The 14,220-nt window shown below is 61.2% G+C and carries 15 protein-coding genes; 6 read left to right on the top strand and 9 right to left on the bottom strand.

Going from position 1 to position 14,220, the window contains the following annotated elements:
• Together QM649_RS16535 and QM649_RS16530 are read left to right on the top strand one after the other, a co-directional pair.
• On the top strand, positions 1–1,692 hold a 1,692-nt coding region (locus QM649_RS16535; protein WP_415200167.1), incomplete at its 5' end, for a sensor histidine kinase.
• 51 nt (positions 1,693–1,743) lie between these two features.
• On the top strand, positions 1,744–3,102 hold the full coding sequence (locus QM649_RS16530) for a sigma-54-dependent transcriptional regulator (protein ID WP_415200166.1): 1,359 nt from the start codon (positions 1,744–1,746) through the stop codon (positions 3,100–3,102).
• A 220-nt stretch (positions 3,103–3,322) separates the two neighbouring features.
• On the opposite strand, the gene QM649_RS16525 is transcribed toward QM649_RS16530, so the two are convergent.
• From QM649_RS16525 to QM649_RS16485, 9 genes are all read right to left on the bottom strand, one after another.
• On the bottom strand, positions 3,323–3,874 hold the full coding sequence (locus QM649_RS16525; RefSeq protein ID WP_415200165.1) for a hypothetical protein: 552 nt from the start codon (positions 3,872–3,874) through the stop codon (positions 3,323–3,325).
• A gap of 101 nt (positions 3,875–3,975) precedes the next feature.
• Positions 3,976–4,443 carry an Imm50 family immunity protein gene (locus tag QM649_RS16520; RefSeq protein WP_415200164.1) on the bottom strand — a complete coding sequence of 156 codons (468 nt, stop codon included), beginning with the start codon at positions 4,441–4,443 and terminating at the stop codon, positions 3,976–3,978.
• Between the two features lie 61 nt (positions 4,444–4,504).
• The gene (gene era, locus QM649_RS16515) at positions 4,505–5,638 is read right to left on the bottom strand and encodes a GTPase Era (protein ID WP_415200163.1); all 1,134 of its coding nucleotides are present in this window, start codon (positions 5,636–5,638) and stop codon (positions 4,505–4,507) included.
• Positions 5,635–6,948 (bottom strand): hemolysin family protein, encoded by a 1,314-nt coding sequence (locus QM649_RS16510; RefSeq protein ID WP_415200162.1) that lies wholly within the window; start codon positions 6,946–6,948, stop codon positions 5,635–5,637. The genes era and QM649_RS16510 overlap by 4 nt, the downstream gene beginning before the upstream one ends.
• Positions 6,945–7,541: an rRNA maturation RNase YbeY gene (gene ybeY / locus QM649_RS16505; RefSeq protein ID WP_415200161.1), complete on the bottom strand. Its 597-nt coding sequence runs from the start codon at positions 7,539–7,541 to the stop codon at positions 6,945–6,947. Before ybeY ends, QM649_RS16510 begins: the two co-directional genes overlap by 4 nt.
• Before the next feature lie 78 nt (positions 7,542–7,619).
• Positions 7,620–8,630, bottom strand: coding sequence for a PhoH family protein (locus tag QM649_RS16500; protein WP_415200160.1), 1,011 nt, complete (start codon positions 8,628–8,630; stop codon positions 7,620–7,622).
• Between the two features lie 277 nt (positions 8,631–8,907).
• Positions 8,908–9,225 (bottom strand): helix-turn-helix domain-containing protein, encoded by a 318-nt coding sequence (locus QM649_RS16495; protein WP_415200159.1) that lies wholly within the window; start codon positions 9,223–9,225, stop codon positions 8,908–8,910.
• On the bottom strand, positions 9,218–9,631 hold the full coding sequence (locus tag QM649_RS16490) for a type II toxin-antitoxin system RelE/ParE family toxin (RefSeq protein WP_415200158.1): 414 nt from the start codon (positions 9,629–9,631) through the stop codon (positions 9,218–9,220). The genes QM649_RS16495 and QM649_RS16490 overlap by 8 nt, the downstream gene beginning before the upstream one ends.
• Before the next feature lie 35 nt (positions 9,632–9,666).
• On the bottom strand, positions 9,667–11,010 hold the full coding sequence (locus QM649_RS16485) for a D-arabinono-1,4-lactone oxidase (RefSeq protein ID WP_415200157.1): 1,344 nt from the start codon (positions 11,008–11,010) through the stop codon (positions 9,667–9,669).
• A gap of 126 nt (positions 11,011–11,136) precedes the next feature.
• Here QM649_RS16485 and QM649_RS16480 point away from each other — a divergent pair, with 126 nt between their 5' ends.
• The 4 genes from QM649_RS16480 to QM649_RS16465 all read left to right on the top strand — a co-directional run bounded on the left by QM649_RS16480 (position 11,137) and on the right by QM649_RS16465 (position 14,081).
• The gene (locus QM649_RS16480) at positions 11,137–11,610 is read left to right on the top strand and encodes a VOC family protein (RefSeq protein WP_415200156.1); all 474 of its coding nucleotides are present in this window, start codon (positions 11,137–11,139) and stop codon (positions 11,608–11,610) included.
• 60 nt (positions 11,611–11,670) lie between these two features.
• Positions 11,671–12,930 (top strand): PDZ domain-containing protein, encoded by a 1,260-nt coding sequence (locus QM649_RS16475; protein ID WP_415200155.1) that lies wholly within the window; start codon positions 11,671–11,673, stop codon positions 12,928–12,930.
• A 116-nt stretch (positions 12,931–13,046) separates the two neighbouring features.
• Positions 13,047–13,322, top strand: coding sequence for a 30S ribosomal protein S20 (gene rpsT / locus QM649_RS16470; protein WP_415200154.1), 276 nt, complete (start codon positions 13,047–13,049; stop codon positions 13,320–13,322).
• A 120-nt stretch (positions 13,323–13,442) separates the two neighbouring features.
• Positions 13,443–14,081 carry a hypothetical protein gene (locus QM649_RS16465; RefSeq protein ID WP_415200153.1) on the top strand — a complete coding sequence of 213 codons (639 nt, stop codon included), beginning with the start codon at positions 13,443–13,445 and terminating at the stop codon, positions 14,079–14,081.
• Positions 14,082–14,220 lie beyond the last annotated feature (139 nt).

Here is a 14,220-nt window from a genome sequence, read left to right as displayed (position 1 = left end):
ACCCCGACCGACCCGCTGCCTGACGTCGCCCTGCGCACCGCCCAGCGCACGGATGAGCCGGTCCTCTCCATCGGAGACGGCCAGTACACCATGGGGATGGCCTCGCTCGGACGGGGCGGCATGATCGTCGTCGGCCTGCCCATGCCTTCCGGCCTCGACGAGGCGGTCACCGACATCAGCCGCGGCACCACGCAGTACTGGGCCATCTACCGCCAGCGCAGCACGATTCGCAGCACCTACCTGCTGCTCCTGCTGATGCTCACGGCACTGATCTTCTTCGCCTCGAGCTGGCTGGCGCTCTTCCTCTCGAAGCAGATCACCCGCCCGGTGGAAGCGCTGGCGGACGCGATGAACGACATTGCCGAGGGCGAGTACAGCCGCCGCGTCACCGTCTCCGCGACCCAGGAGCTCGGCGAACTCGTTCGCTCCTTCAACCATATGGCCTCCGATCTGGAGCAGAGCCGCACGCTTGCGGAGACTTCCGCCGCGCAGCTCTCGGCCGCGAACCTCTCGCTCGAAACCCGCCGCCGCGAGCTCGAGACCATTCTCGAAACCATTCCCAGCGGCGTGGTCACACTCGATGCCGAGCTGCGCATCGAGCAGGTGAACCGCACCTTCCTCGATCTCTTCAACCTGCCCCGCAACGGCAAGCTCGTGGGGACGCAGCTTTCCTCGGTACTGCCGCCGGAGATCGCCACCGAGATCACCCTGCTCGAACGCCGCGCGCAGCGCATGGGCATCGCCGCCAACGAATTCGAGCTCACGCAGAACACCGGTCCGTTGCGCCTGACTCTGACGCTCGCGACGCTCGACCTTGGCTACCAGCGGCGCGGCTCCATCCTCGTCACCGAAGATGTGACCGAGCTGCTGCGCGCCCAGCGCCAGCTTGCGTGGAAGCAGGTGGCACAGCGCGTGGCGCACGAGATCAAGAATCCGCTCACGCCCATCAGCCTCTCCGCCGAGCGCATCCGCCGCCACATGGACGTGCCGCGCCCTGACTCCGAACTGGTCATCCGCAAGTGCAGCGATGTAATCCTTTCCTCGGTTGAGTCCATGCGCACGCTGGTCGACCAGTTCGCCGTGCTCGCCGAGTTCCCCGCCGCACAGCCTCGCCCCGAGGATCTGAACCGCATCGTCGAGAACTCGATTGCGCTCTTCCACGGACGACTCAACGGCGTGCGCATCGAGCAGCATCTCGACCTCACGCTGCCGGCCGTGATGGTCGACCCGCAGGCCCTGCAGCGCGCGCTCGCCAACCTGATCGACAATGCAGCCGAGGCCATGCAGCACAGCCTGCTGCGCGTACTCTCGATCACCACCGGCTACAGCGAAACGCACACCATGGCGGAGATCGTTCTCTCCGATACCGGCCACGGCCTGACGGAAGAGAGCCGCGAGCGGCTCTTTCTGCCTTACTTTTCGACCAAGCAGCGCGGCAGCGGGCTCGGCCTCTCGATCGCCGCCAAGGTCATCCAGGAACACCACGGCGCCATCCGGGCCGAGAGCAATACGCCCGCCGGCGCACGCTTTATCGTGAACCTGCCCTTTGCCGAGATTCACGCCCCGGAGATTTCTACCCAGGATGAAACAGCGCACAACGGCACAGCCACAAATGGGCATCTTTCTGTGGAAAGAGTGCATGATTTACCGTTCGAGCTTCCTCTCGCGGTGCAATTGGATAAGAACGACTGATTTCATGTGGAATGCAAGAACGATCGAACTGCTTTTTTAAGATCAGAACGAATGAACCATATTCTCGTCGTCGATGACGAACCCGAAATCCGCCAGCTCCTCGAAGAGATCCTCCGCGAAGAAGGCTATGCTGTCTCGTCCACTCCAAGCGGTGTCGAGGCGCTTGTTCTGCTGCGCGACGCCACTTACGACGTCATGCTGCTCGACGTGTGGCTGCCCGATCGCGACGGACTGGAAGTGCTGAACGACCTGAGCACGCTCGAAGCCGAGAATCGCCCCGAGGTCATCGTCATCTCCGGCCACGCAACCATCGAGACCGCCGTGCGCGCCACCAAGCTCGGCGCCTTCGACTTCCTCGAAAAGCCGCTCTCGCTCGAGCGCACGCTGATCGTCATCAAGAATGCGATCGAGGCTCACCGGCTGCGTCATGAAAATCTCGAACTGCGGCGGCAGTTCGCCTTCGAGACGACCATCACCGGCGAAAGCGTGCCGGCCAAGGCCCTCCGCCAGCAGATCAAGCTGATGGCGCCGACCAACGGCCGCGTGCTCATCTACGGCGAATCCGGCTCCGGCAAAGAGCTGATCGCACGCGCCATCCACTCGCAGAGCACGCGCCAGGACCGTGTCTTCGTCGAGCTCAACTGTGCGGCCATCCCGGAAGACTTCATCGAGAGTGAGCTCTTCGGCTATCGCAACGGCGCGATGCCCGGCGGTCCGGCCGAAAAGCGCGGAACGTTTGAGCGAGCCAATGGCGGCACGCTCTTCCTCGACGAAGTAGCCGACATGAGCCTGAAGACGCAGGCCAAGGTGCTGCGCGCGCTCGACGAGCAGAGCTTTGTGCCGGTGGGCGCGACACAGCCCATCAGCGTGGACACGCGCGTGATCGCCGCGACCAACAAGAATCTCGAAGAAGAGATTGCCAAGGGCAACTTCCGCGAAGACCTCTTCTATCGCCTCAATGTCATTCCCTTCTTTGTACCGCCGCTGCGCGAGCGCAAGGAGGATATCCCGCTGCTGGCGAAGGAATTCCTGCGCAGCTTCGGCCGCGAGTACGGACGCCCGCGCATCGAGATCGGCGAAGACGCGCTCGAACTATTGAAGCAGTACCACTGGCCGGGCAACGTGCGCGAGCTCAAGAACGTGCTCGAGCGCGTCATCATCCTGCATCCGCAATCGAATCGCATCGAGCGCAGACACCTGCCGATGCTCGTCCACCGCAACGCTACGCGAAGGACTGACGAGTTCAGCACATTGCAGGATGCCCGCGAGGCCTATGAGCGCGAGTACATCCTGCGCAAGATCGACGAATGCCACGGCAACATGAGCCGCGCCGCCGAGGCGCTGGGCCTGGAGAGAAGCCATCTCTACCGCAAGATGAAGGCCCTGGGCGTAGTGGTGCGCGAGCAATAGAAAGGCAGGGTTTAGGGAATAGGGTGTGGGGTGTAGCTGGTTCCTGCCTCTGCCTTCAACCTTCTCTTCCCCTGAGACTTGTTATTCCGACCGCAGCAAGGCAGAGTGGAGGAACCTGCGGTTCTCTTCACAGGCGAAGATGAGGGTGCCCCATCCAAGCTCCGCTTGGGTGGGAAGGTACGAAGCTCTTTTGATCGATCATGAAGACAAACGAGCTCCATCACACGGTGAATTGATGATGAAGCATGAGGTTTAAACCTTCTTCCGCAGCGCCATCATTAGGGGCAAATACGCTCTCTCGCGGAAGATACACCCCGACACAGCTCTTACTCATCCGCGGAGTCGCGAGCAAGGGAATCGCCAACCTGGCGAGCACGGAGTAGGCCTCGGCCTTCGGCAGTTCGAGATTCCAGAGATCGAGCGCCAGCCAGCCCCGGTGCTGCCGCCACACGCGGGCCTGATGTTCACTGCGCAGCTGCTTGGCCACTTCTTTCTGCTTGCCGAGATAGCCTTTGCTCCCCTCCAGAAGGGCAAGCACATGCGAACCGGCCTTCACGAATTGCTGGCCCCGCTTACCCATCACGCAGAACGCGGGATCTTCTTTGCCATCGAAACTTCTCTCCCAGCCACGCTCCGCCGCGGCTTGCAGGTCTCCATTCGATAGCGGCACATATTTCCTCAAAAGCAGCACGACCGAGAACGGCAGCTCACCACTGCCACCTCGGGGCTGCTCTTGCACACTCTTTTGTCGGCCGAACAACTTACTTAACACGTGAACCTCTTACTAGTACAACAACTGACTGTCATTCCGACTGGAGCGAGCCATAGGCTACCGTTGCGGAGAAACCTGCGGTCCGCGACGCACAAATCGGCTCAGGACTCTTCGAGGGCAGCCACTTCCTCAGCACTCAACAGTTCCGCGTTTGTTATCTCGATCTCGACACATTCGAACGAAGCAGCGATTCCAAACGACGGCTGAACACCAACAGCAAAATAAGGCGTTGGCTTCTCTTCGCGCTCTTTCTTCTCGATCTCAAGCCCCCAGATCGCATTTTGAGAATTGAAGTCGGAGAGCTCCAATTTAGAGACATCGCGGAATTGAAATGTGCACCGAGTGTGATTGCGAAGAATAAAGTAGCCACCTTCGTTGACTTCTTTCGTCATCTCCCATAACCAAACTGTCATCGTCAGAAATGGCATCTCCGAATGCTTTTTGCTCGGTACGAAGTTTCCACGATTGAGATGTATCTCCAGAACTTCAGCGTCATGAAATGACGGCCACTGCCCGAATATCCGTGTAAGTTTCTCGGAATTCCTTATGGAAGCGACCGTGTTGTTCATATCTTCTGTCATAAGCCCAGCTGTACAGAGGCACTACATCCGAAACCCCTGCACCCTCGCCCTACTCTTCCTCGTCCTGCGTCTTAGGAATCAAATGTTCCAGCTGATTCCGCCAGTCGAGCGTCTCGATGAATCCGCGCTGTTCGCGCCAGCCGTCGCGGACGATCACATGCAGCTCCATGAAGACGCGCGTGCCGAGCAGCGATTCGATCTCCTTGCGTGCAGCCGTGCCTATCGCCTTGAGCTTCGCTCCTCCCTTGCCGATCAGGATCGCCTTCTGGCCGCTGCGCTCGCAGTAGATTGCCGCGGCGATCTTCGTCACCGGCAGCTTTGCGTTGGCAGGGTCTTTCGCTGCAGCCTTCGCCGCCTTTGCCAACTCTTCTTCGCTCGGCTCTTCAAAGCGTTCGATGACCACGGCCGAGGCATACGGAACCTCTTCGCCGGTCTCGGTGAGGATCTTCTCGCGGATCAATTCCGCCACCAGGAATCGCTCTGGCTGATCGGTGAACTGCTCCTTGGGGAAGTAGCGTTCGCCTTCGGGCAGCACGGCAACCAGGCGGTCGATGAGGCGATCGAGCCCGTCTTTTTTGCGAGCAGAAATGGGGATGACTTCCGCAAATGAATACAGCGAAGACAGCTGCTGAATGAGCGGCAGCAGCTTGGCACGCTCGATGAGATCGATCTTGTTGAGCAGCAGGAAGACCGGGCAGTCGAGTTTCTTTAACAAATCAAATACAAACTCGTCTTCGCTCTGGCCTTCGCGTCCGCTCGGGCGCTTCGGCGCGGAGTGGGTGACCTGCTTACCGTCAGCCGAGGTAATCGTCAGTCCAAGCACGGGGCTCTCGCCCTCTTCCGCTTCGTGGTCGAGTCCCGGCAGGTCGAGGCGGCGCGTAGCATCCACCATCAGCAGCACGGCGTCACGCGTCTCGAGCGCGTCGTGGACCTCCTGCATCATGCGCTTGTCGAGCGTGGTGTTCGGCTTGTGCACACCCGGCGTGTCGACGAAGACGATCTGCGCGGGCGGCCGCTGCTTCTTGCGCCCCGGCACCTCGACGATGCCGTGAATGCGGTTACGCGTGGTCTGCGGCTTGGCGGTCACGATGGCCACCTTCTCGCCAACCAGCGAGTTCATCAGCGTGGACTTGCCCGCGTTCGGACGTCCGAGGATCGATACGAATCCCGATCGAAATTTCATGCTTCTTCCTTTTCTTCTGCCGGCGCACTGGTTTGCTCAGCGCCCACGCGCGAGACGTGCAACCGGTCGATCCTGCGGTCGGTCGAGGCGAGGATCTCGAACCGCAGGCCATGCTCTTCAACCACCTCACCGGGCTGCGGAATCCGTCCTGCGGATTCGCTCACCAGCCCGGCGACCGTGGTCGCCTCGTAATCTTCCGGCAGCTCGATCTCGTGACCGAGCAGCTCTCCCATTTGTTCCACCGGCAGCCAGCCGGGCACCGTCCACGAGCCGTCGGCTTCGCGCACCGGGCCATCGGCCTCATCTTCCTGCTCGTGCTCGTCCTGGATCGCGCCAACCAGCTCTTCGATCAGGTCTTCGATGGTGACGAGACCGGCGACGCCGCCGTATTCATCGATCACGATGCGCATGTGCTGCTTCTCGCGCTGCATCTCGCGCAGCAGCTCGTTCACCTTCTTGGTCTCAGGCGTGAAGGTAGCTGTGCGCTCGATGCTTTCGACCGTCTGCGTGAGCGCGTCCTCATCGCGGATGCGCAGCAAATCGTGCGCAAAGGCGATGCCCGTTACCTGGTCGAGCGAGCCCTGATAGACGGGCACGCGGGAGTACGGCTCGTTCACCAGCATCTCGAGAAACGCGGCCAACGTTGTTTCTGCCGGGACAGCGAAGATCTCCGGACGCGGCGTCATCACGTCGCGCACCAGCTTGTCCCCGAACTCCACCGCCGAGCGCACCAGGTCGCGGTCACTCTCTTCGAGGATGCCCTCTTCCTGGCCGGCTTCGAGCAATGCTTCCACCGCCTCGGTCGTCGCTTCTTCTTCCTTGCGCTCCGGCGTATCCGCCAGCGCGGCAATCGAGAGCAGGAAGCCAAGGAACAACGTCGCCGGCATCATCAGGTAGAAGAGAGCGCGCAGCACATGCCGCCAGCGGACGATCCAGAGTCCGCGCGTGCGCGTGAAGAAGACGAACGGCAGCAGCTGGTTGAAGAGGATGACGATCATCACCACGCCGAGGCCCACCTGCAGCACCTCCGGCGCGGTCAGATGATCGTTCGGGCTGCGGTCGAAGAGCAGCATGCCGAAGATGAGCGTGAGCCCGGCCAGGGCAAGCTGCGCAAGGATCGCCGCCGAGAGCGCGATGTGGTCGCGATCGAGCCGCAGGCGCGGCTCCACGTGCTGCTCCCACGCGTCGATGTTCTCCTGGAACTCCCCGGCGAGGAACTTGCCCATCTCCGAATAGAGACGGCTGATATAGGAAGCCAGCGTAAGGATCAGCAGCAGGAGCGCAATCAGCAGTGCAGTCCAGGGGCTCATCGCACACGGCTCCGAGCGGCTTGTTTCCGAACAGCTTTCTTCGGCACGACCTTCTTCGCAGCGATCTTCTTAGCAGCCTTCTTCACCACTGACTTTTTCGTAACCGCTTTTTTCGTCGGCCCAGGCTTACCCACGGCCGGGGAGAGGGTCCGCGCGATCAGGCCAACTTCAAGTCCCAGCTTCTTGCGCAGGCGCTCTTCCTTGCGGGCCATCTCGCCGCCGTCGACCTCGTGGTCGTATCCGGCCAGGTGCAGCGCACCATGCAGCAGCAGCACTTCGAGCTCGATCACCAGCGCATGCCCGCGCGATTCTGCCTCGCGCGCTGCCGTCTCGACGGAGATTGCCAGATCGCCGGCAATGCCCATCGCCTGCCCCATCTCATCCGCCGGAAAAGACAGCACGTCGGTCGCCTTGTCCTTCTTGCGGTAGTTGCGGTTGAGCTGGCGGATCTGCGTGTCGCCTGTCAGCAGCACGGAGACTTCGCCTTTCAGGCGCGCCTCGGTCTGGGCGGCGACGAGAAAGCGCCTGAGCCGCGCAGGCTTGAGCGCCGTCCGCCCGAATTTCTCCTCAATAGATGGGTCGATGTCGATCATGATCAGAAGGTGCCCGCTACAAAGCAAAAGGAGGGCGCAACGCCCTCCTTTTGATGGTACCCCACACGGTGATGGCCTTTACTGCGGCTTGGCCGCGCTCGAGGCTTCGTCGGCCATGCGCAGCGGCAGCTCCGGCTGCTGGCGGCCGAAGTTGTCGTAGGCCTGGATGATGCGCTGCACCAGCTGGTGGCGCACCACGTCGCCGCTCTCGAAGTGCGTAAAGGCAATGCCATCCACGCCCTCGAGGATCGACATCGCCTCCACCAGCCCGGACTTGCGCGGGTTGGGCAGATCGATCTGCGTTACGTCGCCGGTGATAACCGCCTTCGAGTTGTTGCCGAGGCGCGTCAGGAACATCTTCATCTGCTCGCTGGTGGTGTTCTGCGCTTCGTCCATGATGACGAAGGCGTCGTTCAGCGTGCGGCCGCGCATAAAGGCAAGAGGAGCCACTTCGATGATGTTCTTCTCGAGCATCCGGTCCACGCGCTCCGGTTCGAGCAGATCATAGAGCGCGTCATAGAGCGGGCGCAGGTAAGGGTCGACCTTCTCCTGCAGGCTGCCGGGCAGGAAGCCCAGCTTTTCACCGGCCTCGACCGCCGGCCTCACCAAGATGATGCGGCTGACCTTCTTGGCCAGCAGCGCAGAGGCGGCCATCGCTACGGCGAGATAGGTTTTCCCCGTACCCGCCGGCCCGATACCGAAAGCCATGTCGTTCTGTTCAATCGATTCGACGTAACGCCGCTGGTTGATCGACCGCGGCTGCACCATGCGCTTGATTCCACCCGCGGCGCGCTGCTTGCCGGTTTCGGTCAGCGAGCGCAGGGATGCCGCCGGATCGGCGACCACCAGCCGCAGCATGCTGTGCAGCTCCGCACCCTGGGGGCAATGCCCAGCCTTGCACATAGCCTCGTAGTCGGCAAAGATGCGTTCGACCCGCGCAACGTTCTGCGGCGCGCCCTCCACCACCACGGCATCCGATTTGAGGTCGATGCGCACATGGAGCATATCCTCCATGAGCCTGAGGTTTTCATCGCGGGTCCCGAAAAGGGGCTCAAGGTTCGGCGTGATGTCGAGCGCTTTTTTATTCAAAGAAGGAATTGCCCTCCGGGTTGGGCCGTTGCCGGCGCCTTGGATTTTGGATGCTGGTTGCCGTCGGAAAGACCCTCGGCTCGAAGCCGGCCCGGAGAGGATACGAGACGGAACCGGAGACAGGCCGGACAGGCCCATTCACGATCCCGATGCACTCCGTCGCTGCGCCGAAGGGTAACGATGCGCTCAGAGTAGCCCCGCCCGGGCGGCGAGTCAATGCGTGGGCGGTGAATTTTTCGGCAAGGGTGTATCCGGAGGAGAACGGCCTCGTGCTACTTCAGGCCACGACTTCCAACCCCTTCTTCGCCACCAGGGAAAGCAGTTTCAGCGACGCGCCCTGTGGCCGCTTCTCGCCACGCTCCCATTTGCTCACCAGGCTCGGCGTCACATTCAGATATGCGGCGAAAACGGCCTGGCTGGCCTGTTCACGGTCCCGCAAAGCACGAATTTCAGCTGGAGACATCTCCTCAACCGGTGTCAGGCAGAGTGCGTCGAACTTTCGCATAGTCTTCCGGTCTATGCCGTCTACGCTGTAGAGATCGGCTGCGGTTTCATGCACAGCGGCCATGGCATTGCTACGAAACTTCTTAGCCATTGTTTTCCTCCTTTGGGCTATGGATCTGGAGCAACGCACCATCTTTCACGCGCTGACCAATCTCAGCCTCCGAGTAGCCGAGGATGACCCGCGCCAGCTCTCGAAATGCCTCGAGCTCATCGAATCGAATGTTGGCCCGATCCTTCTTCTCAAAGCCGTAGACATAGACAAGCCTACTGCCTTGCCGAAAGAGGACAATCGATCTTGAGCCGCCGGATTTCCCTTCGCCGCCTCTGGCGATCCTCTGCTTGATCACGCCTCCACCCAGATCAGCGTCGATCACGCCGCGCTCCGCATTTCTCGCGGCTTGCACCAAGTCGGCGTCGGATATACGAGCCTTCTTCTGAAAGCGTGCGAAGGCCTTGCTCTTGTAGACCGCGAGCGGCAGCGCGGAGACCGGCCTCACGCAACCACTCTAGCACTAAGTGCCATAGTTTAGCTCTACCCAAACACTTCCCGGTCCATAAATGCATTCCGGAACTTGCCACCCGGGTCGAGCTCGGCTGCCAGCCTGCGGTACTCGGCCAGCCGCGCATACTGCGCGTCGATCCGCTCCGGCGCGAGGGTGAAGACCTTGCCCCAGTGCGGTCTGGGCTGAAACGGCGCGAGCGCCTGCTCGATCTCCGGCAGCACGGCGTGGACGGCGTCCGTCTCGGGCTTCCAGGTGAAGTGAATCCCCAACGATGGCCGCTGGTAGGCCATGCTCAGCCAAAGGTCGTCGGCAGCGACGGTGCGCAGCTCGGTAATGAAGAGGTGCGGCGTGATCTTGTCCCGCAGCTTCTCCACGGCGCGGATGGCCGCGTAGCCATGCTCGCGCGGCACGAAGTATTCACTCTGGATTTCCTGGCCGCTCGAAGGCGTAAAGGCCATCTTGAAGTGCGGCAGACGCTCGTACCAAGGGCCCGGCACTCCAAGCTGTTCGGTGCAGGGCGTCGCATCGTGACCGATGATCGGGTGCATCTTCACCGTCGCCGCCTTCGCCCCGTAAAAGTCGTTCTCCCAGCCGGTCGCATCGCCTTCGAGCTTGCGCTTCAGCCACACCTGCGTGGCGCGGTTCTGCTGCCAGTTGGTGAAAAGACTCACGCTGTAGGCCGAGGCAAAGATTGCATCCAGGTCGTGCTCGAGGCGGTCGAAACTCAGGTCGAGATAGACCTTCTGCGCCACCTGGAAGGTCGGCACCACGTGCAGTGTGGTAGTCGCCTGCACCCCGAGCGCGCCCATGGCCACGACCATGCCGTCGAACTTGGGACCATCTTTCTTACGGGAGAACTCAGCCAGCCGTCCATCAGCGGTGATCAGCTCAAAGCCCTCGACCGCCGAGGACAGGTTTTTGTTCGCGCTTCCAGACCCGTGCGTCGCCGTGGCGCAGGCCCCGGCCACCGTCACGTGCGGCAGCGAGGCGAGATTGTGAACCGCATACCCTTTCGCGTCGAGCCACGGGGCCAGCTTGCCGTAACGCACGCCGCCGCCGACTTTCACGGTCTTCTCCGCCTCGTTCAGCTCCATGCTGTCGAGCTTTTCAAGCGAAATCTGCGCCGAGGTGCTGTCCGCGATCCGGTTAAAACAATGCCGCGCGCCGAGCGCCCGAATCTTCGCCGCGTTCCGAATCGTCTCCCGCGCCTCGTCGACCGATGAGGGGATATAAAGCTGATCCGTGCTGTACTCGATGTTTCCCGCCCAGTTCGTCCGATGCGCCGCCAAGGTCTTCTCCGCCTTCAGCATACGAGACATCACGGTGCCTGCCGCAGCCGCGCCGGAGACTTTCAGGAACTCGCGCTTGTTCATAGGCCGTCCATCCTCGCCCGGCTCTCATGCCGCCGTCAATGCGCGCGGCAAAATCACGTAGCTCATCCGTCCATAACGAACAGGGCCCGCCTACGGGCAGCGAGCCACATTTTTTTCGGAGTCTTCATGCCTCATTGTTCCCGCGCCTTTTGCGGATTCCTTTCCCTCTCCATCCTCGCGCTCAGCGCGCACGCTCAGGCCCCAGCAGTGGAGAATCCTCTGCACCTCACCCCGCACCATGTCACTGCCTCCGTCGCGGACATCGAAAAAGAAGCCTCCTGGTACGAGAACGTGCTCGGCTTGCATCGCGGCAAAATGGAGCCGGATACTCCGGACTTCAAACGCTACGGCATGACCATGCCCGGCCTCCGGATCGACCTCGTCTGGCGCAAAGGCTCGGTTCGGCACAAGACGCTGTCCGGCAACCTCGAGCAGGGCTGGCTGCATGTCGTCTTCACTTCGCCGGATCTCAACGCCGCCTACAAATACCTGAAAGCAAAGGGCACGGATGTGCAGCCCGATTACGATGCCCACGGCAGGGTGAACCACCTGAGCCTGCACGATCCCGAGGGGAACGAGATCGGCATCGCCAACGATTGATTGCAGGAGCGGAGGCGCGGGAATCCAAGAAACCGTGCCGCCGCACTTAGAATGGCTGGCATGACACGCGCCCTGCCGCTGCTCGCCGCTTGCGCACTCTTTTCGATCCCGGGCTTTGCGCAGCAGACGCCCACGAAGGCGGTCCCGGCCGCTCCCACGGCGGCAGCTCCGGAGACGATGCCCGTGGAGTTGATCCATACCCTGGTCTACATGCCGGGCGCGATCGGCAGTTCCGGCCCGCTGAATGTCATCCTCGACTCCGGCTCGTCCATGAACATCGTGAGCCCGGACGTCGCGATCAAGGCAGGCCTGACCGGCTCCGGAATTACCCTGCGGGCCTCGGGTCTCGGTCAGGGCGAGAGCGAAGCGCTCCGGCTCTTCGAAAATGCCGACCTGCACTGGGGTCCTGCCGGACACGAGCTCAACCTTACCGGCCAGAAGGGCGCGATCCTGCCCATCGACTACATCTCCGAACAGATCGGGAGGCGCACGGACGCTCTTTTGGGTGGGGACTTGTTCCTTCGCTACACCATCACCGTCGACTACCAGCACCAGAGCGCCACCTTCACGCCGGCCAAGAATTCTATCCACCCCGCAGGTACCGAGATCCCGCTGCGCATCGTGAGCAACTCGCCCTTTGTGGAGGCGGTCGTCCTGGGAGACGATGGCAGAGCCGTTCGCGGCCTGTTTTTCGTCGACAGCGGCCTGACCGCCGATCTTGTTCTATCGCAAGGGTTTCTGGAGGCACACCCGGGGCTTATCACTGATTCGCATTTTGCATCCGCTCCTGCGGTTCGAGCTGTCGGCGGCGAAGTGCGCTCCCATCTCGCGCTGCTGGCCGGATTCGGTCTCGGTCCATTCCACTTTTCGCATCTCGTCGCCGATGTGCCTGCTTCCAGCAATGGGTTGCTGGCGAACCCGGCCATTGCCGGCATCGTTGGGGCGCGGCTGCTCTCCCGCTTTACGATTACCTGGGACTGGAGCCACAAACGCCTTTTTCTCGCGCCGAATGAGAACTTCAACTCGCCGTTTCAGCTGGCCACGAGTGGAATGCATCTGGTGGCTCCGGGACCCGACTATCGCGCTGTCGTCGTCGACAGCGTCCTCAAGGGCTCCCCGGCGTCTGAGGCTGGTCTCGTCCTGGGCGACCATATCGTTGCGGTGAACGGGAACAACGACCCGGCGTTATGGCAGGTTCTGGAGGCCTTGCGGGCGACGGGATCGGAACAGGAACAAGGCGTAAGATTGGAAGTGCGCCGAGCTTCCGGAACGAAGTCTGTCCTGCTTACCCCGCGCAGCCCGTTTTCAGAGGCGCCGTAGCATCCGGAAACGTCTCTTTTCGATTGACCATCGGGCAGACTTCCCCTAAACTTAAGGTTTGCAGGGGATGCCTCATTGCCTGCATCCCAACTTCAGGAAAAGAGTTTAGAACTACCATGGCAAATCACGTCTCCGCGCTGAAGCGCGTTCGTCAGACCGAGAAGAAGACTGCAGTGAACCGCGCCAACAAGAGCCGCGTGCGCGGTAGCCTCCGCCTTCTGCGCGAGGCGATCCAGAAGGGCGATGTCAAAGCCGCGGCCGAGCAGTACCGCGCCACCGCTTCCGCCCTCGACAAGAGCGTCCAGAAGGGTATCCTCCACGCGAACACGGCTTCCCGTTACAAGAGCCGCCTCAACGCCCGCGTGAAGGCCCTGGTCGTCAAGGCCGCCTAAGCTTCATCGCATCCGCACGATCCAAAGGCCGGGAGCAATCCCGGCCTTTTCGCGTCTGCAGAGACATCGATCCTTCATAAAATCGATGAGTCTGTGGCGCAATCTGAGCCAGAATAGGCCATGGCGTGCCTCGAGAGCGATCGCACACATACCATCTACGGAATCAAAGACCCTCGCACTAACCGTTTTGTCTATGTAGGAGAAACAGCCGACTTCGACAAGAGGAAGCAAGCTCACCTGCGGAGATGCCGGGAAGGTGCGATACGGCCGAAAATCAAGGGCGAAACAATTAAGACCTGGCTATTCGATATCTTCGCTGCCGGACTTATGCCCGATATCGTGCCACTCCAGGTCATCACCGGCGATAAACAGGCGTCTCGGCAGGCAGAGCTGAAATGGGTCTATCGACTGGCGTCAGAACATCATGCGCTGCTCAATCACTGGAAGGAGCACAAAGCGGCGATAAAAGCAGCACTCAGGGGAGAGCCAGGGGAGCTCGTTGCACGTGTTGTGCCTGAAAAGCGCACTGCTTCCAGGAGAGTGCGGGGCGAGAAAGAAGCCCCGAAGCCACGGGATTCCAGACGAGAAAACAAGGGGCGGCCGTGGACTCCGGAGAGTGAAGCCAGATTGCTTCTACTCTTTCATGCAAAAGCCGGAGCGCGAGAGATCGCTCATGAGCTCAAAAGAACACCCACTGCGATAAGAGCGCGCCTCGTGAAGCTCGGCGCAATCGCTGAACGCAAACACCTCGCTCTCTGAGCAAAAGCATCACAGGCGAGTTTCGCTGCGCACCGCGATCCCTTTTACGCACCGCAAATGCCTCTGCCCATTCCAAAAGAAGCAAGAAGACATCCATCAAAGAAAAACGGGCGGGATTTCTCCCGCCCGTCTGTTATTT

This window comes from Silvibacterium sp. (assembly GCF_047605705.1).
Classification (GTDB): domain Bacteria; phylum Acidobacteriota; class Terriglobia; order Terriglobales; family Acidobacteriaceae; genus Silvibacterium.
Note: the sequence above shows the minus strand (reverse complement) of the source record. Positions and strands in the feature narration are given on the sequence as shown.